Raw genomic sequence first — 24,038 nt, forward strand, 5'->3', positions numbered from 1 at the left:
TCTCATATGTCTAATACTCATCATATTGTTAGCGCAATAAAGGCCTTTAACGATAATTATATTTGGGCGCTAGCAAGTGAAAATAGTGATAAAATTGCCCTAGTTGATCCCGGTGATGCCTTGGTATGTATTGAGTATTTACAAACGAATAAGTTAGTTTTATCAGCCATTTTGATCACCCATCATCATCGCGATCATGTCGGTGGTATCGAAAAATTACTGGCTTATGCCAAAAATAATGCATGGCCGGTGACTGTTTATGGCCCAGCTAATGAAAATATTGCTCAGCTCGATGTTACCCTTAAAGAAAACGATATTGTCACCTTAACAGAGCTCAATTGTCAGTTGCACATACTCGACCTTCCCGGTCATACTAGCGGCCATATTGCTTATTACAATAATGACCTGCTATTTTGTGGCGATACCTTATTTTCAGGTGGCTGTGGTCGGTTATTTGAAGGCACAGCGGAGCAAATGCATAGTTCACTGACTAAATTAGCAAATTTACCCACAAATACCCTAATTTACTGTGCCCATGAATATACTCAAGCAAACTTAGCATTTGCCTTAGCTGTTGAGCCCAGTAACAGCGACCTGCATACCTATGCCGAGCAGGTAAATTTAAAACGTCAGCAAAACCAAACAACTCTGCCCAGTAATATAGCGTTAGAACGTCAAATTAATCCTTTTTTACGTTGTCATAAAGCCAGCATTAAATTAGCAGCACAAGCTTATACTAACCAAAGTCAAAGTAGCGACAGTGAAGTTTTTGCCGCTATTCGAGCGTGGAAAGATAATTTCTAGCAACTTAGCTTATATCGGAAGTTATTTACCGCCCAAGACTAGTTAGGTGAATTATGCTAATCTGCTAAATCATTTTTATTTCCCGCTGATTTTACTGGTTATCCATGAAGTATTTATTATTACCTGCAATTGTTCTTTTAGCTGGCTGTCAAAGCCTTTCCCCAAATGATGTTAATACCGATAATGACTCCGTTGCTACCCCCCATCTTGAAGCGGCAAATTCCGTAGAAATTAATCAAGCACTGTTAGCCGACGAAAACATTGATGTTATTCACCCCTTTGCTGATGTAGACATCGTTTTAACAGACCAAGACAGTGTTGAACAGCATAACATTTGGCCACGCATTCGCAGCCAACTAAGCTTTGATATTCCTGAAGAAAAGCGCCTTATAGCGCAGCGTAATTGGTATGTTAACCACCCAAGTTACCTGAAACGTGTCGCTAAACGCGCCGAGCCCTTTCTTTATTATATTGTTGAAGAATTAGAAAAAAATGATATGCCTATTGAATTGGCTTTATTACCCGTGGTTGAAAGTGCCTTTGACCCTTTTGCCTATTCACACGGCAGGGCTTCAGGTATGTGGCAATTTGTCCCAGCCACAGGTGAACGCTTTGGCATGAAACAAAACTGGTGGTATGACGGCAGGCGAGACATTGTAGCCTCGACCGAAGGTGCCATTAAATACCTTAAGTATTTGCATAAATTTTTCGATGGCGACTGGATGTTAGCGCTGGCCGCTTATAACTCAGGTGAAGGTCGAGTCAGGAATGCCGTTAGAAAAAATAAACGTTTAGGTAAACCAACCGACTTTTGGTCGCTCGACTTACCAAAAGAAACTCGCGCTTATGTGCCAAAACTATTAGCCTTAGCCGATATTATAAAGCGCCCGGAAGATTTTAATTTATCACTTTACCCCATAGACAATAAAAGTGTTTTGACACAAGTTGATATTAAATCACAACTTGATTTAGCAAAAGCGGCAACATTGGCAGGTTTGTCATTAGCAGAATTACAACGCTTAAACCCTGGTTTTAATCGTTGGGCAACGGATCCTGACGGACCACATAGGTTATTATTACCCTCGCATACGGTAGAAAAATTTGAGTTGGGCTTAAGTAAACTCAGTAAAAATGACCGTCTAGCTTGGCAACGCTATAAAATCAAAAACGGTGATAATTTAGGTGTCATTGCCAATAAATTTAATACTCGTATTGATTTGATACAACAAGTTAATAATATCAACGGTAATCAAATTCGTGCTGGTAAATATTTACTTATTCCAGTAGCCGCGAAGTCACTCGACAGCTATGTATTCTCACAAGATCAACGCATTGCAAAAAAACAAAATAGACCTCAAAAAGGTCGTAAGATTGTCCATACAGTAAAATCCGGTGATAACCTGTGGGACATTGGCCGTAAATATAAAGTCAATGGTAAAAGTATTGCTAAGTGGAATGGTTTTGCCCCAAGAGATACCTTAAAGCTAGGTCAAACATTAGTAATTTGGCAGAAGAATGGCCGTAAAACCAACGCATCGAACTACGCCAATAGTAAAATGGGTAACATTGTAGAAAATGCAATCATACGTAATATTACTTATAAGGTACGTCGGGGTGACTCTTTTGCTCGTATAGCGGATAAATTTAATGTCCGTATCCGTGATATTGAGCGGTGGAACAACCTTGATAGAAAAAAATACCTTCAACCAGGTCAACGCTTAAAACTATCGGTTGATGTGACCAATAATATTTAACACTTAGCTCAATAACTTATTCAAGCCCTCCTCTGACAAAAAAGCGAGCAACACGGCTCGCTTTTTCCTTATAGACGCTGACTGGTAAAGTCGACAAAAAATGTTTGCTCCTGCCCCTTTAACTCTACCGTAAGCCATAAACGCCAAGCCATATGTTCATCACCGCAACTGGCCAGCAAGCTTTGCGCTATAAACACCCCGGTATTATCGGTTTGTTCAAAAAAAACCGGCACCTTGCCCATAAACATTTCCTTACCCTCTAAATAAGCTGAGATGTGAGTTATGTTTTGCTTAGTAACTTGTTCAGATTGAGATGACTCAGCTAATTCAACTAATTCAGTTAACTCAATGAAAAAAGGTAACTCTGTTTTAATCTTATCGGCTAACTGCGGCTGCGAAAATTTAATGGTAAAATCAGCCAGATCTGTATTGATTTGGCATTGACTCTGACTAGTAATGCATAAGGGCGCCAAGGTATGCAGACTATCAGCCAAACCCTGTTCACTTACTGGCTTACAAGCACTAATAAAGAATAAAAAACCTACCAGGGGGAGTTGTTTGAACACGTTATAGCCTACCTTCTCTGAAAAAAAGCTATTATCCACTAACGTCAATAAACTAGCCACTATTAGTCTTAGCGGGTTGAGCTTAATGCAGAACATCATTCATCAAAGCAACGGACTAAAGCTATTAATAGTCACCTTGCTAACGATTAATAGCTTAGCCGCACTGTTAATTTGTTGAGAAACGTCTATAAATAAGGTTATTCCGGTGCGTGGCAATGTTGGTGAATTGATAAAAAGTGAACCACATCGAATGTTTTTTAACTCATTGAGGTTACTATTGTATTTTTATTGTTCAGTTAATATCCACCCCTAATTACAGAGTAATTATCATTTATTGATCTACATCAAATTAAAACGCGCATAGTTGTTGATTTATAGCCTCGCCAAAGGGTAAAATTACTGGGATTTTGACACATTTGCTTACAGCGATGCTACATATCTCACGGCTCAATGAGCAAACACATAGAATTAGTATAAATTGTGTCCTATACCTAAGACTTTTCACGTTTAGGTATTACAGCAAGAAATACTTTCTGATTAATAATAACACTGCGGAATTCTTAACATGACCACAAGTAATACGTCAGCAGTAGACTACAACTTCGATGTTGTACGTCAGTTTACTGTAATGACTGTAATCTGGGGAATCTTTGGTACACTTGTAGGTGTACTTATCGCGGCACAATTAATTTGGCCTGCGTTAAACTTTGATACACCTTGGTTAACCTACTCCCGTCTTCGTCCACTTCATACTAATGTTGTAATTTTTGCATTTGGTACAAGTGCTTTATTTGCCACATCTTATTACGTTGTCCAGCGTACCTGCCAAACACGACTGTTTGGTGGTAAGTTAGCAGCTTTTACCTTCTGGGGCTGGCAAGCAGTCATTGTAGCCGCAGTTATAAGCTTACCTTTAGGTTATACCTCTTCAAAAGAATACGCTGAGCTAGAATGGCCAATCGATATTCTTATTGCCGTGGTTTGGATTAGTTATGCTGTTGTATTTTTTGGCACACTGGTCAAACGTAAAACCTCACACATCTATGTAGCTAACTGGTTCTTTGGTGCCTTTATTCTGGTTATTATGGTTTTGCATATTGGTAACAGTATGGCGATACCTATTTCAGCAATGAAATCCTACTCCATTTATTCTGGTGCCATTGATGCCATGATGCAGTGGTGGTATGGACATAATGCCGTTGGTTTCTTATTAACTGCTGGTTTCTTAGGTATGATGTATTACTTTGTTCCTAAACAAGCAGAGCGTCCAGTCTATTCTTATCGCTTATCCATTGTACATTTCTGGGCGTTAATCTCGCTTTATATTTGGGCCGGTCCTCATCACTTACATTACACGGCATTACCTGATTGGGTACAAACCGTGGGTATGACCATGTCTATCGTATTATTTCTGCCTTCATGGGGCGGCATGATTAACGGTATTATGACGTTATCGGGTGCTTGGCATAAACTTCGTACTGACCCTATTTTACGTTTCTTAATTGTTTCTTTATCTTTCTACGGTATGTCTACCTTCGAAGGACCTATGATGGCAATTAAATCAGTTAATGCTTTATCTCATTATACTGACTGGACTATTGGCCACGTTCATTCTGGTGCCCTAGGTTGGGTTGCTATGATTTCAATTGGTGCCATGTACCACTTAATCCCAATATTGTTTAACCAAGGTCGCATGTACAGTATTCGCCTAATCAACGTGCATTTTTGGATTCACACCTCGGGTGTTATTCTTTACATTGTCGCCATGTGGATTTCAGGTGTTATGCAAGGGTTAATGTGGAGAGCAGTTAATACGGACGGTACCTTAACTTACAGTTTTGTCGAAAGTTTAACCGCATCATACCCCTTCTATTTTATTCGTTTCATTGGTGGTGTGTTAGTCGTGTCTGGCTTTATCTTAATGGGCTACAACATGTTTAAAACCATTTATGCGAAAGACGGAAGTCTGCAGCCTGTTGAAGAAACATAAGGAGAACAAAGATGAAAAACATACATGAAAAAGTTGAAAAGAATGTTGGCTTGTTCTTTCTGTTTACGGTAATGGCTATCAGTATTGGTGGTTTAGTCGAAATAACCCCCTTATTTTTTCAAAAAGAGCTAGCACAACCGGTTGATAACTTAAAACCTTATACTGCCTTGCAAATGGAAGGACGTGACATTTATATTCGTGATGGTTGTCACGTATGTCATAGCCAAATGATTCGTCCATTTAGAGCAGAAACCGAGCGTTACGGTCACTATAGTGTTGCGGGTGAACACGTTTGGGAACATCCATTCTTATGGGGTTCAAAACGTACTGGCCCTGATCTAGCACGTGTTGGTGGCCGTTACAGTGACGATTGGCATAGAGCACATTTATTAGACCCTCGTTCGGTTGTACCTGAGTCTAATATGCCCTCGTTTAAATGGTTAGCTGAGAATATCCTTGATGGTGAATTAACGGGTAAGAAACTAGCTACCTTTAATTGGTTAACAAAAAACCGTAGTCATAAAGACGAAAATGGCAAAGCAATTCCGCTTTATACTCAAGCAGAAATTGATGGCGCTAAAGATGCGGTTAAAGGTAAAACAGAAATGGATGCCTTGATTGCTTACTTGCAATCACTTGGCCATGCTTTGAAGTAGCCGGAGTAATGATGGATTACGGAACACTTAGAGGGCTAGTGGCCCTCCTTATATTCGCCTTGTTTATTATTATTGTCATGTGGAGTTATTCGAAAAAACGAAGTGCTGCATTTCAAGATATAGCAAATTCTATTTTTGAAGAAGATGAACTAAACAAGCAAACAAAACAAAGCCACCTTGGCATAAACAACAAACAGGAGACTAATAATGTCTAGCTTCTGGAATATATGGATTTGGGTGCTCACCCTAGGTTCACTCGTTGGTTGTTTTCTACTACTACGTTGGTGTTTAAACGACCATACTGGTGTTAAAGAAGGTGAGTCTATGGGGCACTCCTTCGATGGTATAGAAGAATTAAATAATCCACTACCAAAATGGTGGAGCACATTTTTCTTATGTACCATTGTTTGGGCCTTTGGTTATTTGTCACTTTATGGCCTAGGCAGTTGGGGTGGGCTTTTAGGTTGGAAAAGCTCGAATCAAGGCATACTAAACCTGGCGGAATCAAAAGCTAAAACGGCCGCAAGTTTAGCGGAAGGCTCTCAGCTTTTGGTGCAGTATGACCGTGAAGTAGCACAAGCAGATGCTAAGTACGGTCCGATTTTTACGGCTTACGCAGCGCGTAGCATTGAAGATTTAGCCACTGATGAGGAAGCATTAAAAATAGGCCAACGCTTATTTATTCAAAACTGTTCACAATGTCATGGCTCTGATGCACATGGTACGACAGGCTTCCCTAACCTAGCGGATAAAGACTGGTTATACGGCGGCAGTCCGCAAACCATTAAAGAAACCATTATGAATGGTCGTAAAGCATCTGGCATGATGGCTTGGCAAGGCGTATTAGGCGGCGAGCAAGGTGTTAAAGAAGTTGCCGCTTACGTTATTAGTTTAAGTGGTCGCTCTGTTGACCCTGAATTAGCGAAAGCGGGTCAAGGTAAATTTGCTTTATGTGCTGGTTGTCATGGCCCTGAAGGCAAAGGTAGCATAGCCTTAGGTTTACCAATGGGTGCTCCAAACTTAACCGATAACATCTGGTTGTATGGTGGTTCAAAACGGGTAATTGAAGAGTCAATCCGTAATGGTCGTGCCGGTGTTATGCCTCCTTGGAAAGACATTCTTGGTGAAGAGAAAGTTCACCTAATTAGTGCCTATGTTTATAGTCTTTCTCAAGATTAATAATCAAAAAACACTAAGGTTAAGCGGTGTTGCTTACAGCCATCAGGACAATGTGCATCCTGCATTGCCTAGTAAGCTACATCCGTGTAGCGTCATGGCACCGTGAGCTACCGTTATCCTGAACATACTCTCTCCTTCACATCCTTGTGATCGAGAAGTACCGTTCATCCTGAACATAAAGCCCTTGTTACACATTGTAACAAGGGTTTTTTTATGCCTTTAACCGAGGAGAAAACTAGCTGCTAGTTGATAAAAAAGGTATAATCACACCCCCTATCCTACTGTCAAAATAAGCTATTTTATGAAAACCTCTTGGTACCGCGAGCCTTGGGCTTGGTTAGTTTTTATCCTTCCTTTTACTGCTGTTGTAGCAGGTATTACTACTTATATTATTGCCAATACTAATCCCGATACCTTAGTTATTGGTGATTATTATAAAAAAGGCAAAGCCATCAACTTAGAAGTTGGCAAAGTAAAAATGGCGCAAAAATTGGGTATGCGCTTTGCGCTGCAGCTAAAGGATAATGAGTTAATAATTAAACCAACGGGTATTGAAAAATCTTTTCCGTTACTCAATGTGACTTTTTTTCACCCTACCCTTGAAGACAGAGATTTTTATCTGGCGCTAACACAAGATGGTAATGGTTATTTCAGACACCACTTTGAGCAAGCAGTTACCGGCAAGTGGAAACTCACTATCAGTCCTTTTGAAGGCCATTGGAAAATTCAAGACACCATTTACTTACCACAAAGTGATTTTATCGATTTAATTCCAAATCCGATTAAAGCTCAGTAAATGCTCAATAAGTTAAACTCCGCTAAACATATCAACATTACATTATTATAGTGAGCACCTATCGCTCACTATTTTATTCCCAGCCCTTAAGAAAGTAAGCCATGACTAGCCAATGTTTTCACTGCAATGAAGCAATTCCCTCGGGTATTAAGCTGTTTGTTACCATTAATAACACAGCAAAAATAATGTGTTGTGTGGGTTGCCAAGCGGTAGCTCAAACCATTGTTGATAATGGTTTAACGCAATATTATGCCGTAAGAACTGAACCGGCGCATAAAAGCCAAGCGTTAGTGCCTGAACAATTACAAAAGCATAAATTACTTGATGAAGCGGTATTGCAAAGTGAGTTTATTTATCAAGATAAAGAAAGTAAAGAGGCGATACTAAGTATTGATGGCATGAGTTGTGCTGCCTGTGCTTGGCTTATCGAGATGAAGCTAGGTAAACTAACCGGCCTGCTTAGTATTAACGTCAATGCGACGACCCAAAGAGCCACGGTTAAATGGCGAGATAGTGCGATAAAATTAAGTGCTATTTTATTAGCTATCGAAAAAGTTGGCTACCAAGCACTGCCTTTTAAAGCCAATGATGCGGAATTAAGCAATAAAAAACAAAGTAAAGCTTTTATTAAACGCTTGGGTATTAGCGGTATTTTAATGATGCAAATCATGATGATAGCCTTTGGTCTTTATTTTGGTGCCTTTACAGATATGACTGAACACAATAAAGTCTATTTACGCTGGGTCAGCTTTATATTGACTACACCCATTATTTTTTATGGTGCCTGGCCCTTCTATATTGGGGCAATAAAAGCCCTTAAAGCCAAGCGTTTATCTATGGATGTGCCCGTCTCTATTGCCATTATTTTAGCCTTTACCGCCAGTGCTTGGGCAACAATTACCCAACAAGGAGAAGTGTACTTTGAGTCAGTTGCTATGTTCACCTTCCTGCTGCTTATTGGTAAATTTTTAGAATTTAGAGCCCGCTCGCGCGCCGCACAAGTATCGGCTAACTTATTAAAATTAATGCCGATGATGGCAACCAAAGTGCTTTCTTTAAATGATAGCAAGGTGGGCGATAGTATTGACGCTAAAACGCAAAACAAAGAAACTTACAGCAAAGAAGTATTAGTAGCCGCAAAGCAGTTGCTTAAAGGCGATATCGTTATTATAAAACCCGGTGAAGTAGTCCCCGCTGATGGTGTTATTATTTCGGGTATTAGCCAATTAAATGAGGCCATGCTCTCGGGCGAGCAATTACCTATTAGTAAAACAATAAATGACAGTGTTTTCGCTGGTACACTCAACGGTGACGGCAATATTACCGTACAAGTAAAACAAGCGACTAGCCAATCTTTTTTGAGCCAACTGATTCGTTTAAGTGAGCAATCACAAGCCCACAAACCCAAAATTGCCCAGTTATCGGATAAAATAGCTCAGTACTTTGTTGCCCTTATTCTATTAACCTCCATTGCTACGGCAATTTATTGGCAGCAACACCTGCCAGAAGAAGCCTTTTGGATTACCCTTTCCGTTTTAGTCGCTACCTGCCCTTGTGCACTTTCTCTTGCAACACCTACCGGCTTAACGTGTGCAACCACGCGGTTAAATCGCGCTGGCATTATGATTAAAGGCGGTCATGTTATGGAGACCATGCCAAAAATAAATTGTTTTGCTTTTGATAAAACGGGTACCTTGACCACGGGTGAATTTACCATTCACCAGGTTGAGTTAATCGATAACGATGCAAGTATTACTGGTTCAAAATACAGCAAAGAGCAAGTACTCGCCATTGCCGCAGCATTAGAAGCGCACTCTGAGCACCCTATTGCCAAGCCTTTTGGCGAACATAGAGATTACAGTTTAACGACGCAACAGATAAAAGTACATTCTGGTCAAGGTGTTAGTGGTATTATTGATAACATTGACTATGCCATTGGTAAACGCTCCTGGTTAGAGAAAAACGCTGTTCTAAAGGATAGTCATACACCATCATTTAATGGTACCAGCTGCCTTTTAATGGCTAATAAAAGGATTATTGCTGCTTTTTACTTAATTGATAAAGTTCGCGATGAAGCCTTTGCCACCATATCTAGCTTAAACAAAGACAACAAAACCTTATTGTTATCGGGTGATGGTCAAATAGCTTGCGACAATTTAGCGCAAACACTGCCGCTTAATATCGTCTTGGGCGGATTAAGTGCCCAAGATAAAATGCAGCAAATTAAATATGCCCAAGAGCAAGGTTTTAAAGTCGCTATGATCGGAGATGGTGTTAACGATTCACCGGTATTTGGCGCGGCCCATGTGTCTATTGCCATGGGCTGTGGTGCAGATATTACTAAAAGTGGCGCCGATGTCATATTGCTTAATAACAAACTAAGCAGTATCAATACCTTGATAGAAATCTCTCGTAGAACGCGTCGAATAATTTTCCAAAATTACTTATGGGCCTTTGGTTATAATGCTATGGTATTACCCTTAGCTGTGACAGGTTATATAACACCTTATATGGCAGTCATTGGTATGTCGGCCAGCTCGATTCTAGTGATTACTAATTCATTACGTATACTTAAACAGTAAGTTACAGGGTAAATTAAGAATGAGCATTATGTATATTTTAATCCCAGTCGCCGTTATATTAAGCATTTTAGCGATTTACCTATTTTTCTGGGCGGTGAAGGCTGAACAATTTGATGACCTTGAAAAACAAGGCATGAGTATTCTTTTTGATGAAGAACAACCGCCTAAAAGTAACAAAGAAAGGCCTGATGATGAAATAGCAAGCAGTACCAGACCACAGAAAAGTCCCAAATAACCAATGAGCTTAGATCTATTTTCCGCTTTTATCATCGGTTTACTCGGCTCTGGTCACTGCTTGGCTATGTGTGGAGGCATTACCACTATGCTGACCTCGGCTATCAAACCGACTCACTTAGCAAGGGCTAAAAACACCAGCCCAGGCGATATCCCAGTTAAGGTAAACCTTGCACCGTCTAACTGCTCCCCACCAACATCTCGTTTGAATTTAGTCTTTTTCTACCATATGGGACGTATTGCCAGTTATTGTTTAATTGGCGCGATTGTCGGTTTTACTGGTTCTATTGCCGCTAAGAATATTGGTGTACCTATTGCTGGCTTGCGTTTACTCGCCGCTGTTTTCCTTATTTTATTGGGTTTATATATAGGACAATGGCTTTTCTGGCTTAACCGAGTCGAATCACTTGGTAAAGGTTTATGGGCTTTTATATCGCCCTTGGCCAAACATGTGATCCCTGTTGATAATAGTAAAAAAGCACTGGGCTTAGGCGCTTTATGGGGCTGGTTACCTTGTGGCTTAGTCTATTCGACCCTAACGTGGGCACTCGCTAGCGGTAGTAGCCTAACAGGCGCAGCCATTATGCTTTTTTTCGGTTTAGGCACATTACCTGCCTTAATAGCATTATCACTGGGGATCGTTAGCATAAAAAAACTACTAGTCAACCACGTTTTTAGGAAAATCATGGCAATTACACTTATTGGCTATGGCTGCTATAGTTTTATTGTTGCATATCAACTTATGTTCTAATAACATAGACTTGCCTTATTTTAGTGTAACTAGTTAGATCACAGAGTAATAACATGCCCAATATAAATTGTCCTTCGACACAACATATCAATTGTCAAAACTGTAGTATTAGTGAGCTATGTTTACCCTTTTCTCTCAATGATAAAGAACTTGATACCCTTGACGGAATTATTGACCGTAAACGTCCGGTTCATAAAGGCGATAAAATTTTTCATGATGGCCAAAAATTTAATGCCTTATATGCCATACGTTCAGGTACATTCAAAACATTCACCGTTAATAAACAAGGCGAAGAGCAAATTACTGGCTTTCATTTAGCGGGTGATTTACTTGGCTTTGATGCCATCGCTGAAGATTCTCACCCAAGTTTTGCCCAAGCACTAGAAACCTCAATGGTCTGTGAAATTCCATATACTCAGTTAGATGTATTATCTAATACTATGCCTAAGCTGAAAAAACAGGTATTACGCTTGATGAGTCACGAAATTAAAACCGATCAGCAAATGCTTACCCTGCTTAATAGGAAGAATGCCGAACAACGTGTCGCCACTTTCATCGTTAACTTAAGTGAGCGCTACCATGCCCGTGGTCTATCTGCGACAGAGTTTCGTTTGACCATGACCCGTAGTGACATTGGTAATTATATTGGTTTAACCGTGGAAACGGTTAGCCGCTTATTTAATCGCTTCCATAAAAGTGGTTTAATCAAAGTCGATGGTAAATTAATTACCATCTTAGATACCGAAAAACTCTGTGAGACTGCCGCGCTCTAACGCCCCCCAACTAGTTTCTTGCTCTTGATTTTATTTCTTTTAACAAAGAATAAAACCAAAGAAAATTAAACTTGATTTAAAACAAGCATTAATTTGTCAACTTTGCTATAAATAAGCTAGCGTTGCTGAACTTTACATTTTATTTTGCTAGAGGTTGCCATGGACATGTATCAAAATATCCTTGTTGTGATTGATCCGACAACAGAAGAACAAAAAGCACTTAAAAGAGCTATAGACCTTGCTGAAAGAATTCACACGGCTCGCCCTGATCAGCAAATAAATATTACCGCTTTTTTTAGTATTTTTGATTTTTCTTATGAAATGACCACTATTTTATCCAGTGTCGACCGGGATAACATGCGCCAAATGGTTATTAATGAAAGACAAGTATGGCTAGATGACATTATCTCAGAAACAAATTGCCAAATGAAGATTACCAGCCAAGTGGTTTGGCATAACCGACCTTTTGAAGCCATTATCAAGCAAGTTATTGCACATAATTATGACTTGGTAATTAAAGGCACACATCAACATGATAAGTTTAAATCGGTGGTCTTCACCCCAACTGATTGGCATATATTGAGAAAATGTCCTTGTCCGGTGTTACTCGTTAAAGAGCACAAGTGGCCACTACAAGGCAATATATTAGCGGCGGTCAATGTTGGTAGTGATGAAACTGAACACTTATCTTTAAATAATACCATAACCACACACGCAAAAAATCTTGCGCAGTTAATTACTGCAAATGTGCACTTAGTTAACTCTTACCCGGGCACACCAGTCAATATTGCTATTGAAATCCCAGAGTTTGATGCCAGCGAATACAACAGTACCATGCAAATACACCATCAAGAAGCGATGAACCAGCACGCGAATAGCTTTGACATTCCCTTAGCTAACACTTATGTTGAAGAAGGCTTGCCCGAAAGCGTTATTGAGCAAGTCGCGTTAAAAATTGATGCCGAATTAGTTATCTTGGGTACTGTTGGTCGTACCGGCATCTCTGCGGCGCTGATTGGTAATACTGCCGAACATGTTATTGACCAGTTAAACTGTGATGTACTGGCCCTCAAACCTGATGGTTATGTGTCACCACTTGCTGATTAAACGGACCGCGCAGACGAATAGCTTAAATGAACGGCAAAACTACCCTAGTGTTGCCGTTTTGTCTTTTAAATATTGGTAATGCCGCTAGTTATAAGTGAATAAGCTGCGTTTGTTTAAGTCGACTTAAGCTAAGGTGAAATAAGTTATCTGCTTGTGACATGGAAATAGCCTCAAAGTGCACACTATCACCTTGGCGTAATTGCGAAAGCTTCGCGCAATCGGATGAAATAACCGCACCAATTTTAGGATAGCCGCCAATAGTTTGTCTGTCATTAAGTAACACTATCGGCTGACCATCTGCCGGTATTTGCACCGCGCCATAACAAATTCCTTCCGATAATATGCCATTAATATCAGCCTTTATCGCTCGCCCTTGCAAACGATAGCCCATACGATCCCAGTGTTTACTAACTTGATATTCATTAGTAAAGAACAACCTTTTCTCTATCGCAGAGAAATGTTGCTGCTGATAACTGAGTACCGTGTGTAATAGCACCTCTTTAGCATAGTGAGGTTGTCGATGCTCAGGTAGCATTAATTGTTTTCGCTGATAACCTTCTCTCGACACAATATGGCAAGGTAATACCTCATTGACGGCAAGTTTCTCACCATTTAAGCCGCCGACCGACTCTCGACAAACGGTGGCTGTGCTACCAAAACTGGCTTTAATGACAAAGCCACCCGCTACCGCTAAATAGCAACGTACACCAACGGGCGCAAACCCAAAGCAAACACTATCACCGGCTTTAACAAGGAAGCTTTGCCAAAGTGCTTTTGCGCGGCCATTGACGGTTAGCGGCATGGGTGCACCGGTAACCGCAATAATACAATCGACTTGTGCTATTAACTGTAAACCACCTAAACTAATTTCAATAACGGTCGCATTAAGTGCATTACCACATAAGCTATTGGCCCAATAAAAGGCTAAGGAGTCTGCAGGGCCGCCGTTGGTCAATCCTAAATTAAAGACGCCAAAACGGCCAGCATCTTGAACTAAGCTCAACACCCCTGCATTAGTGACTAAAAAGCCGCGGGGCTTATTATCCGCTTTAGTTAGTACTTTACTCATAAGGCTATAACCTTCATATCCGTACTCACCGGCCCTCGTCTAACCTTATTTAAATAACTATTGAATATCGTCACAAACATCAAGATAATTTACCACCTAGGTTAAGATACTGCTGTCTATCAATGGCGATGAACTTTACCCTATCGCCTACTGCAAGTGGCATTACCGGCTTTGCCTGCGGATTAAACATATCAACAGGACATAAACCTATGATATTCCAACCACCGGGAGATTGGGCTGGATAAACTGCTGTTTGTCTATCCGCAATAGCGACCGCTCCTTTGGGCACTTTTAATCTAGGGCTAGTTAGCCTTGGCATGGCAATGCGCTCATCAACTTCACCTAGATAAGCAAAACCTGGGGCAAAACCTATGGCATAAACACGATACTCTTGCCCTTGATGTAAAGCGATAACTTGCTCGACACTCAGCTTGGCGTGTTTAGCAATGCGCACTAAATCCATGCCTGATTCGAGCGAATAATAACTAGGTAGCTCAATTAACCTGCCCGGCTTACTGTTGGCCTGGTTACATTGCTTTAATAGTTCTTGCAGCTGGTTACGTAAATGGTGATGGTCAATTTTAAGTAAATCGAATACCACTAAAATAGAGGCATATGAAGGGATAAGATCAACAATCACGGCTGATAGATGTTGCCGAATAAGCTGCTCTGCTTGCTGAACTGTGCGGTTAATTTCAGCAGAAACAACAAGCGAACTCTGCTCACGGGGTGAGAAATAAAGTATCAGAGCATTTTCACCGGCAACGTCGAGGTGGATAGTATCGTTAATTTTCATCGGCGGTAAGTATCATTAGTCTTTACTACCATGGTATCAGCTCAGTAAAGCTTTAATTTCGCTAATGGCTTGCACCCCGGCAAGGTTATCTCCATGAACACATAAACTATCGACGTTCAGTGCAAGTACCTTACCTGATACAGTAGTGATTGTGCCCTGTTCAACTAGTTGCTTAACTTGCGCCAACATGGCAGATTTATTTAACACGGCCCCTGCTTGACTACGTGCTAGTAACCGACCTTCATCGTCATAACAGCGGTCGGCAAAGGCTTCTGCGTATACTGAGATGCCAAACGTATTAGCTTGTGTTTTAAACGCCGCCAACTCGGGCGTAGCTTGTAACATCAGAGTGAGTTGCTGTGGATATTGACTTAAGGCCATTAAAATAGCGGTAAATACTGCCGGCTTTTGCATCATATCGTTATAAAGCGCACCATGTGGCTTTACATAATCTATCGACAGTCCTTGTGCCCTTGCCATACCGTCTAATGCTGCTACTTGATAGTGGATTAGGGCAATAATTTCCTCGGTTGAGCAAACCATAGCACGTCGGCCGAAACCAACTAAATCAGGGTAGCTAGGATGTGCACCGACACTCACTTGATGTTGTTTTGCTAAGGCCAATGTTTTTTGCATGACTAAGGGGTCGCCGCCATGAAAGCCGCAGGCAATATTTGCTTGGTCAATATGGGGTATGACTTCATTATCGAGTCCCATGGTCCAAGCGCCAAAGCTCTCCCCTAAATCACAGTTTAATTTCATTGCCATTATTTGTCGCCAGTGTTTTATTTAATGAATCATCTAATCAATCAAAACATATTGTTATCAAGGATTATATACCCAAAATTAGTGGTTAAAATAGTAACTGAATATATGTTTAATAGAAAGAAATTGGCAAGAACAACGATTGGCGTGGTTAACTAAGTTAAGATGATTCAGTTAAGTCGACTTTTTAAATATATTTATTACAGACGCTGTCAGCACTTAGTTAATGCCAAAGTGCAGGGATAATATAAAGCAACAACCCAAATGATTATTGCTTTATATTGATAGCGAAAACTTAACTTGGGTAATTCAGCTTTTATAGGCGACTAGAGTTAAGCCTCTTCATCTTCTACTCTAACGCCCCAAACATCATGTTCATCGGCGTGAATAATTTGTACCCAAATCAGATCGCCAGGCTTGGCATCAAAATCATCAGACAAATAAACTTTACCATCAACTTCTGGAGCATCCGCATAAGATCGCCCTACCGCACCAAGCTCATTAACTTCATCAATGAGAATTAAATATTCTTGGCCAATGCGTGCTTGTAATTTATCAGCACTAATTTTGGCTTGCACCGCCATAAATTTTTGTAAACGGGCTTGTTTAGTCGCTTCATCAACATGGTCTGGCAAATTATTGGCGGTAGCGCCGTCCACATCGGAATAGGCAAAACAGCCAACACGGTCTAATTGTGCTTCTTCTAGAAAATCTAATAACTCTTGAAACTCGTCTTCGGTTTCACCTGGAAAACCAACAATAAAGGTTGAACGAATGACTAATTCAGGGCAAATTTCACGCCATTTTTTAATGCGCTCTAGTGTTCTATCTGAACTACCAGGGCGTTTCATTAACTTCAAAATACGTTTACTGGCATGTTGTAATGGTATATCGAGATAAGGAAGGATTTTACCTGCCGCCATTAACGGAATAACTTTATCAACACTTGGGTACGGATAAACATAATGCAAACGTACCCAAATCCCTAATTTACCAAGCTGCTCACATAACGCCAGCATGCTTGTTTTTACCGGCATACCATCCCAGAAATCAGTTTTATTTTTAACATCAACACCATAAGCCGAGGTATCTTGAGAAATAACCAATAGCTCTTTAACGCCAGCATTCTTTAATCGCTGCGCTTCTCCTAAGACATCACCAATGGGGCGTGAGTCTAAATCGCCACGCATTGATGGAATAATGCAAAAAGTACAACGATGATCACAGCCCTCTGATATTTTTAAATAAGCATAATGCTTAGGCGTAAGTTTAACCCCTTGTGGCGGAACCAAGTCAATAAATGGATTATGTTCAGGTTTAGCAACATGTTCATGCACTTGTTTTAATACTTCATCATAAGCATGGGGGCCAGTGACACCGAGGACATTAGGGTGAAGTTCAATAATTTCATCTTTTTTAACACCTAAACAACCAGTAACCAACACTTTGCCATTTGCAGCTAAGGCTTCACCGATGGTATCTAAAGACTCTTGTACTGCGCTATCAATGAAACCACAGGTATTAACAATCACCAGTTCAGCATCTTCGTAGCTATTGGTTACATCGTAACCTTCGGTACGAAGTTGAGTAAGAATACGCTCTGAGTCGACTAAATTTTTTGGACACCCAAGAGAGACGAAGCCTATCTTTGCAGCGCGAACTGGACTTTGCTCACCTTGATTAGCTTTAGAGGTGAAAATAATTGACTGCTCTTCAATGACCTTTTTAGGTGTTTCTAGGGTGGTAGTTTGTTTCGGGTCAAATTGAGTAACTGTCATAGGGCGCCTTTACAATAGTAAATGATTCAGGTGAATTTTAGTGCGCAGATTATACAGGAAATTGACGGAGATGTCTTTAGTGTTTGGACTTGGTGATTACAGCACCATAAGTGGTTGTTTAACTGCCTTTATTGCAAATTCAATGATCACATAGGCATTTATTTAAAGCACGGGAATTACAGGAATCTATTAGGGCCTAGCTATTAGCACTTGTTAAATGATAACGACAATAATAATTACTTACGATTATTTAAGTGTCTGATTACTTTAATCCTTTTAAACTTAATTTTTCAACAAAACGAATCAAGGGGTCAGAACCCTTGATTTTTTTGTTTATACACTGAAGATTTTCGATCACCGCCATGGCTATCAGAAATAACTTTTCTTCCTAATAAGTTTTCAAGTTCAACAATGAACTTTTTATTACCAAGCGCTTGTGATTTATGTGCCGATAAACGCAACTCAGTAAGAACTTTTAATGGAATTGTATTTTCAAATAGTGATTTGTAATTTTTTTGTCTTTCTAAATTCGTTTTTCCCAACATCATGAAGCATTGGTGGTGTGTTATTAGTTCATCAAAATATCCTAATGCATTAGTACGATAACTCGACCAATCATAGTTTTCTGGTTTTTCAACCATATTAGCCCTCACTGGGTTTAACTCGAGGTAACGACTAACAATCAAGAAATAATTTTCACTGTCAATCAATGAAGATTTGAAACGCCCTTCTCACAAGGTGCCGCTTCGCTTATAACTTTTGTTAAAATAACGTACATAACTTCTACCAAGGGACTGCATTAACAGACTTACTGAAAACTTTTCTTCTGGTGAAAGCAATAAATGGACATGGTTATTCATCAGCACATAAGCATGAATTTTGACTATATTCTTGCAGTTTGTTCAAGTAATATTGCCTATCCCTGTCTAATAAAAAACAAGCATTTCGATTATTACCACGTTGTATCACATGCTGTGGAATATTTGCTAAATTAAGGCGGGGTAATCTAGGCATAGTGTAAGTCCATTTACGTGATGATAATTTAAACTTAGCGTGTATTTAATTAATTACTATGTACTTGGCTAGTAAGTAAATTAAATTAACAGTTCTGACCCCTTGAATATACAAAACAACGCTTGGATTAGTTTAGGTCGCCAAGAGAGACGACTCCTATCTTTGCAGCGTGATTTGAACTGTGTTCACCTTGGCTAGCATTGGCTGTGAAAATAACTGACTGCTCTTCAATGACCTTTTTAGGTGTTTCTAGGATGATTGTTTAACTGTCTTTATTGCAAAGTGAAGACATTTACTAGGGCAATTGTCTAATTCGAGGGAATATACTGGAAAAGTCCATTTATTGTCAGAACTTGAAACGCCTTTAATTACTCATTACGGGGGTTGTCTAAGGTTTGTATTGTTGCTTAATAGTAATGGATATTTAATAGCAGCTTTCAATTACTTACTCCTACTGTGGAAAATAAAGTGCTCAGTATGAGTTAAATACCTGCTGATAATACTGTTCGAATAGGACAGAGTCCTGCATTGCCACTCCTTTTCGTAAGTTTTTTTTGAATATGTCTTTACCATAAAGCCCTGTTAAATAATGGTTTAATTGCCCAATAAAATCGTTATTGGCAGGGGTTTTGTTACACATTATATGACCTACGGCGTAAGCAGAAGATGCTGCCAAAGGCGCATTGCTAAATTGCACTTTATCATCTGTTTGACTTAAAAAGTTATTGGCTATGTTTGGATATTCAATAAGGTAGTCAAATTTACCCTGTACCAATAATTGCAACATGCTATCTTCACGCAAGGCCTTTTCGGTGGTATATCGACTACTTTCAGGTAGGTGGGAAATTTGTTGGTCCAGTGCCTTGCCATAAGAGCGCGCTTTGACCAGTCCTAGGCGTTTACCCGGTTGTTGTGCCATAAATGCAGTTAAGAAAATAGGCTCCTCTGTTTTGTTATTATGTTTTGCCACATAATACAGCCTTTGCCCTAATGAAAAAGTATATGGCTGGCTAAACAGGTACTTACCTACCCTTTCTGGGGTTTTTAACTGCTCCCCCATACAAACATTGTAATTTTGTTCCAAAAGCATTGAGGCTTGGTCCAAGGATATTACATGGGCTTCAATGTCATAGTTATTCAGTTGAGAAAACAACAGCTTGCGGCTCTGTAGCTCGCTAGACAAATATTTATAATCAATTTGACCTATATAAGATTTAGCATTATCAACCAACCAGATTATTTTGGGCTTTTTTACATCTACTGTAGCCAGTATGCTTCTATCATATAGGTCACCAAATATGCGCTGTAACTCACCACTTTCTCTTAGTTTAGCCATACCTAAATCCAATTGCTTGGCTAGCTGCTCCCCCTTTGGCGAGTTTTGAAATGCAGCATAAATTCGTTTAGCTGGCGCAATTTCAAAACTCGTCAAATTTTTTGGTCGAGTACCAGGTAACATATAATCGTAATCAATAAAGGCATCAATCCTGTTGCCCTGTAATAATTTCATACCCAGTTCAAAGTTGTCCACTGGGTAGTGCTGTAAATGCTCACCAATAAAGCGATTAATATTGTAGCCATCAACCCAAGCAAGTTGTAAATTTTTGAGTTGCCATTTTTTGCTCAGATGCACACGATTTTTGTTATAAAAAGCTAACAAGGGGGCTTCCATATCCAGGTGCCACCGAGGAAGTACAGCATGCTCAACATCTTCACGATAAACCCCAAGAATGATGTCGACATCACTGTCTGCGAAGCTACGTAATGCACGGTTATACGGTAAGACATCGAATTGCAAGGGATATTCCCCGTATAGTGCACGCATCAGGTTCCAGTAAATACCGGTGCCGTCAACTTCACTGTAACCTTGCCATTCGCCGCTGACGACACGCAATGACTCATTTGCAAACGTAGTGCTAATACATGAGCATGTCAGTATCAATAAGAGTATTAATTTTTTAAGAAAACTACTCACGGATACACTCAAAATGGCATGCAACTTGACTAAGGAAGGTTTTATCTGAAAAGTTTTGATTTGGAAAAATGGCATTTATTACACTCCCTAAAAACATCTAAAATTCAGGGCGCAATAATGTTAAGACAAAAATCAATCATTCCGTTCGATGAAGCCCCGCTGTCATAAGTATTAACCCACAGACCGGTTGCTTTGCGTGCGTAGACTTTCGTCAATGCTTGCCCTGAAGAACTAGGCATATCTTATAGTTAATTGTTATACATGCAACATAAATATCAACTGATACAAAGCAAATAACAACCATATTGTTGGTAATTCATACTAATTATTAGCTAAGCTTGTACTATATCAGCAATATTTCTTAAAAAATATCTGTGCTTTTTTGCAAGTTTTAACTTTTTCCTGTGTTATTCCTATACTGGGTAATGGAAGATTATTTGATGACCATTTTATCCGCATGAATTTGAGGGTTGCTAATGAGCGCAGTGTGGCAAAAGTGAATATTAGATTGTCTTAATTGAGTTTCCCCCAAAATCACATACTATAAAACCAAGTTTGAGCAATGCAACTTACCATGCCATTTATTGAAATCAACTCAAAGTTCGACTGTCAAATTTTAAAACTAATCAAAGTCTAGTTTCATCAAATCGTTTATGATTTGTTATTAAAGGAGTTATAGGAACGATTGAAATGGGTATGCGCACTGTTGTATCTCTACAACAATTATAGTGTGTCCACGAAAACGGGCTAAGACAACAGAAAAGTCATTACAGCTTATTCATTAAATAACTATATTTGTATCAAAACAGTAGATTATGAGATTGTTTTTTACAGACAAAAAAGCCAATATTCATTACAAATATTGGCTTTTCATCATTGAGTTTTCTACCGTACTAGTTTTCTCACATAAAGGTTTTCTATCAAGTAATTTTTATGTCTGAAATGTGACTAATTAGGCTGTTTTCTCTGCCGCAAGTTTACGTGCTTGATGCAGTTTCTTGTAGCTCTCAATCAAACGTTGGTGTTTATCTAAACCTTCAAGTTTCATGCTCGTAGGTGTTAGACCAAAGAATCTTACTTCACCAAATACTGAGCCAACAACATTGGCCATATTCTCTTCACCAAACATGCGATTAAAGTTGCCGATAAAGTCTTCCAGTTCCATCTCTTCATCGATAGTAACTTCAAGGACAGCATGAATTGCTTGATAGAATAAACCGCGCTCTACGGTATTATCGTTATATTGTAAAAACTCGGCGACTAACTCAATAGCATCTTCAAGTGCGCCTAATGCTAAGCAGATGAGAATTTTCAATTCAAGAATCGTTAACTGGCCCCAAACGGTATTTTCATCAAATTCAATACCAATTAAGGTTTTGATGTCGATGTAATTATCTTGTTGGCTTTCTTCTAAACGGTCAAACAAACTGGTTAATTGCGCTTCACTTAAGCTGTGTAGATTTAAAATATCTTCGCGATAAGCAAGTGACTTATTAGTATTATCCCAAATCAAGTCTTCTACTGGATAAATTTCTGAATAATCTGGTACTAGAATACGACAAACAGTAGCACCCAGTTGATTAAACTCAGCAATATACACTTCTTTACCTAGGTCTTTTAAAATGGCCATTAAACCGGCGTTTTCTTCTTCATTGCTGCCAGAGAAATCCCATTCAACAAAATCATAATCATGCTTGGCACTAAAGAAGCGCCATGAGATAACACCGGTTGAGTCAATAAAGTGATCAACAAAGTTTTCCGGCTCAGTTACCGCCATGCTATTAAACGTTGGCTTAGGTACGTCATTTAAACCTTCAAAGCTACGACCTTGCAATAATTCAGTTAAGCTACGCTCTAACGCTACTTCGAAACTTGGATGGGCGCCAAAGGAGGCAAATACACCACCATTTTTAGGATTCATCAAGGTGACGCACATCACTGGGAATTTACCGCCTAACGAGGCATCTTTTACTACCACAGGAAAGCCCTGTTTTTCTAAGCCTTCAATGCCCGCTAAAATAGCAGGGTATTTAGCAATAACTTCTTTAGGGACATCAGGTAAAACAATTTCTTCGGCGATAATTTGCTTTTTAACCGCACGTTCAAATATTTCTGACAAACATTGTACTTTCGCTTCGGCTAAGTTGTTACCGGCGCTCATGCCATTACTTAAAAATAAATTTTCAATTAAGTTGGATGGAAAGTAAACCGTTGCACCATCAGACTGACGTACATAAGGAATTGAACAAATACCACGTTCAGTCATACCTGAGTTAGTATCTATCAGATTTGAACCGCGCAACTCGTCTTCAGGATTGTATATAGCTAAACAATAGTCATCTAAAATGTCCTTGGGTAGCGCATCATCATTGCCCGGCTTAAACCATTTTTCATTGGGGTAATGCACAAAGTCACTGTTAGCAATGTCTTGACCGAAAAATTGATCGTTATAAAAGAAGTTACAGTTAAGGCGTTCAATGAACTCACCTAAGGCTGAAGCAAGTGCACTTTCTTTGGTTGCGCCTTTACCATTAGTAAAACACAGTGGCGATGCCGCATCACGAATATGTAATGACCATACATTAGGGACTATATTGCGCCACGATGAGATTTCGATTTTCATGCCAAGGTCAGCCAAAAGGCCTGACATATTGGCAATGGTTTCTTCTAGTGGTAAATCTTTACCTAAAATAAAGGTGCTAACACCATCTTCAGGTCGTTGCATCAACATAGCTTGAGCATCTTCTTCAAGGCTAGTAACGGCCTCAACTTTAAATTCTGGCCCATTCTGCACGACTTTTTTCACGGTACAGCGGTCAATTGACCTTAAAATACCTTTTTTGTCTTTTTCAGAAATACTGTCAGGCAACTCCACCTGAATTTTAAAGATTTGCTTATATCTGTCTTCGGGATCAATAATATTATTTTGTGACAAACGAATATTATCGGTTGGGATATCACGAGCATTACAATATACCTTAACAAAGTACGCTGCACAAAGCGCCGAAGATGCTAGGAAGTAATCAAAAGGACCTGGTGCTGAGCCGTCACCTTTATAGCGAATAGGCTGATCAGCAATGACAGAAAAGTCGTCAAACTTGGCTTCAAGCCTTAGGTTGTCGAGAAAGTTAACTTTGATTTCCATTGATATATTTCCGAAGTTGTATGCAGCCAATCTATAGACTGGTGTTAATGGCGTTAATTATCGGATTTTTTGCGCCATTAGTCTTGGATTAATTAAGCAATAATGAAATAAAATGAATAAAGCGCTATTTCTCGATGAAATAGCGCTTACTTCAGGTTAAGTTTTAAAAGTAAAGCTGACCGTCTGTTCTTCAGCTTCTGTTGGCTTAATAGTAAAATCTTGATCAGAGTAGTTACCATCAGGCAATGAGGTTGCCAAACCTTATTCAGTATTTGTTAACAGTCTATATTTTCTTTAAACTCTT

General features: G+C 39.5%; 21 protein-coding genes and 1 riboswitch. Of the genes, 12 read left to right on the forward strand and 9 right to left on the reverse strand.

Annotated elements, in window-relative coordinates; genetic code table 11:
* Positions 1–6: 6 nt before the first annotated feature.
* Complete coding sequence (gene gloB, locus ASU03_RS09265; RefSeq protein ID WP_057831566.1) at positions 7–804, forward strand: hydroxyacylglutathione hydrolase; 798 nt, start codon at positions 7–9, stop codon at positions 802–804.
* A 104-nt stretch (positions 805–908) separates the two neighbouring features.
* On the forward strand, positions 909–2,558 hold the full coding sequence (locus tag ASU03_RS09270) for a lytic transglycosylase (RefSeq protein WP_057831567.1): 1,650 nt from the start codon (positions 909–911) through the stop codon (positions 2,556–2,558).
* A 68-nt stretch (positions 2,559–2,626) separates the two neighbouring features.
* On the opposite strand, the gene ASU03_RS09275 is transcribed toward ASU03_RS09270, so the two are convergent.
* Positions 2,627–3,184 (reverse strand): hypothetical protein, encoded by a 558-nt coding sequence (locus ASU03_RS09275; protein ID WP_231731546.1) that lies wholly within the window; start codon positions 3,182–3,184, stop codon positions 2,627–2,629.
* 505 nt (positions 3,185–3,689) lie between these two features.
* On the opposite strand from ASU03_RS09275, the gene ccoN reads away from it, so the two are divergent.
* The 10 genes from ccoN (at position 3,690) to uspE (ending at position 13,192) form a co-directional block, all read left to right on the forward strand.
* Positions 3,690–5,114: a cytochrome-c oxidase, cbb3-type subunit I gene (ccoN, locus tag ASU03_RS09280; RefSeq protein WP_057831568.1), complete on the forward strand. Its 1,425-nt coding sequence runs from the start codon at positions 3,690–3,692 to the stop codon at positions 5,112–5,114.
* 11 nt (positions 5,115–5,125) lie between these two features.
* A complete protein-coding gene (gene ccoO / locus ASU03_RS09285) occupies positions 5,126–5,770 on the forward strand; it encodes a cytochrome-c oxidase, cbb3-type subunit II (RefSeq protein ID WP_057831569.1) in 645 nt (214 codons plus the stop codon).
* A gap of 8 nt (positions 5,771–5,778) precedes the next feature.
* Positions 5,779–5,985 carry a cbb3-type cytochrome oxidase subunit 3 gene (locus tag ASU03_RS09290; protein ID WP_442855135.1) on the forward strand — a complete coding sequence of 69 codons (207 nt, stop codon included), beginning with the start codon at positions 5,779–5,781 and terminating at the stop codon, positions 5,983–5,985.
* Positions 5,978–6,949: a cytochrome-c oxidase, cbb3-type subunit III gene (gene ccoP, locus ASU03_RS09295; RefSeq protein ID WP_057831570.1), complete on the forward strand. Its 972-nt coding sequence runs from the start codon at positions 5,978–5,980 to the stop codon at positions 6,947–6,949. The genes ASU03_RS09290 and ccoP overlap by 8 nt, the downstream gene beginning before the upstream one ends.
* Before the next feature lie 301 nt (positions 6,950–7,250).
* The gene (locus tag ASU03_RS09300) at positions 7,251–7,745 is read left to right on the forward strand and encodes a FixH family protein (RefSeq protein ID WP_057831571.1); all 495 of its coding nucleotides are present in this window, start codon (positions 7,251–7,253) and stop codon (positions 7,743–7,745) included.
* Positions 7,746–7,846: 101 nt separating this feature from the next.
* Positions 7,847–10,327, forward strand: coding sequence for a heavy metal translocating P-type ATPase (locus ASU03_RS09305; protein WP_057831572.1), 2,481 nt, complete (start codon positions 7,847–7,849; stop codon positions 10,325–10,327).
* Positions 10,328–10,355: 28 nt separating this feature from the next.
* Positions 10,356–10,562 (forward strand): cbb3-type cytochrome oxidase assembly protein CcoS, encoded by a 207-nt coding sequence (ccoS, locus tag ASU03_RS09310; protein WP_442855136.1) that lies wholly within the window; start codon positions 10,356–10,358, stop codon positions 10,560–10,562.
* 3 nt (positions 10,563–10,565) lie between these two features.
* Positions 10,566–11,312: a sulfite exporter TauE/SafE family protein gene (locus ASU03_RS09315; RefSeq protein ID WP_057831574.1), complete on the forward strand. Its 747-nt coding sequence runs from the start codon at positions 10,566–10,568 to the stop codon at positions 11,310–11,312.
* 53 nt (positions 11,313–11,365) lie between these two features.
* The gene (gene fnr / locus ASU03_RS09320; protein ID WP_057831575.1) at positions 11,366–12,085 is read left to right on the forward strand and encodes a fumarate/nitrate reduction transcriptional regulator Fnr; all 720 of its coding nucleotides are present in this window, start codon (positions 11,366–11,368) and stop codon (positions 12,083–12,085) included.
* Positions 12,086–12,244: 159 nt separating this feature from the next.
* Positions 12,245–13,192, forward strand: coding sequence for a universal stress protein UspE (gene uspE, locus ASU03_RS09325; protein WP_057831576.1), 948 nt, complete (start codon positions 12,245–12,247; stop codon positions 13,190–13,192).
* Positions 13,193–13,280: 88 nt separating this feature from the next.
* Here the strand turns inward: uspE and ASU03_RS09330 are convergent, their stop codons facing one another.
* The 8 genes from ASU03_RS09330 to ASU03_RS09360 form a co-directional block, all read right to left on the reverse strand.
* A complete protein-coding gene (locus tag ASU03_RS09330; protein WP_057831577.1) occupies positions 13,281–14,261 on the reverse strand; it encodes a biotin-dependent carboxyltransferase family protein in 981 nt (326 codons plus the stop codon).
* A 79-nt stretch (positions 14,262–14,340) separates the two neighbouring features.
* Positions 14,341–15,057 (reverse strand): 5-oxoprolinase subunit PxpB, encoded by a 717-nt coding sequence (gene pxpB, locus ASU03_RS09335; RefSeq protein WP_057831578.1) that lies wholly within the window; start codon positions 15,055–15,057, stop codon positions 14,341–14,343.
* A gap of 36 nt (positions 15,058–15,093) precedes the next feature.
* Complete coding sequence (locus tag ASU03_RS09340) at positions 15,094–15,819, reverse strand: 5-oxoprolinase subunit PxpA (protein WP_057831647.1); 726 nt, start codon at positions 15,817–15,819, stop codon at positions 15,094–15,096.
* 335 nt (positions 15,820–16,154) lie between these two features.
* Entirely contained in the window at positions 16,155–17,600 is a 1,446-nt protein-coding gene (gene rimO, locus ASU03_RS09345; protein WP_057831579.1) for a 30S ribosomal protein S12 methylthiotransferase RimO, read from the reverse strand.
* Positions 17,601–17,911: 311 nt separating this feature from the next.
* Complete coding sequence (locus tag ASU03_RS21920) at positions 17,912–18,241, reverse strand: transposase (RefSeq protein ID WP_331456667.1); 330 nt, start codon at positions 18,239–18,241, stop codon at positions 17,912–17,914.
* A 90-nt stretch (positions 18,242–18,331) separates the two neighbouring features.
* A complete protein-coding gene (locus ASU03_RS21925) occupies positions 18,332–18,460 on the reverse strand; it encodes a transposase (protein WP_331456668.1) in 129 nt (42 codons plus the stop codon).
* A gap of 626 nt (positions 18,461–19,086) precedes the next feature.
* Entirely contained in the window at positions 19,087–20,664 is a 1,578-nt protein-coding gene (locus ASU03_RS09355; RefSeq protein WP_057831580.1) for a transporter substrate-binding domain-containing protein, read from the reverse strand.
* A gap of 71 nt (positions 20,665–20,735) precedes the next feature.
* Positions 20,736–20,822, reverse strand: a riboswitch (cyclic di-GMP riboswitch).
* A gap of 719 nt (positions 20,823–21,541) precedes the next feature.
* The gene (locus ASU03_RS09360; RefSeq protein WP_057831581.1) at positions 21,542–23,734 is read right to left on the reverse strand and encodes an OsmC domain/YcaO domain-containing protein; all 2,193 of its coding nucleotides are present in this window, start codon (positions 23,732–23,734) and stop codon (positions 21,542–21,544) included.
* Positions 23,735–24,038 lie beyond the last annotated feature (304 nt).

The sequence above is a fragment of the Colwellia sp. TT2012 genome, from assembly GCF_001440345.1.
Classification (GTDB): Bacteria; Pseudomonadota; Gammaproteobacteria; order Enterobacterales; family Alteromonadaceae; genus Colwellia.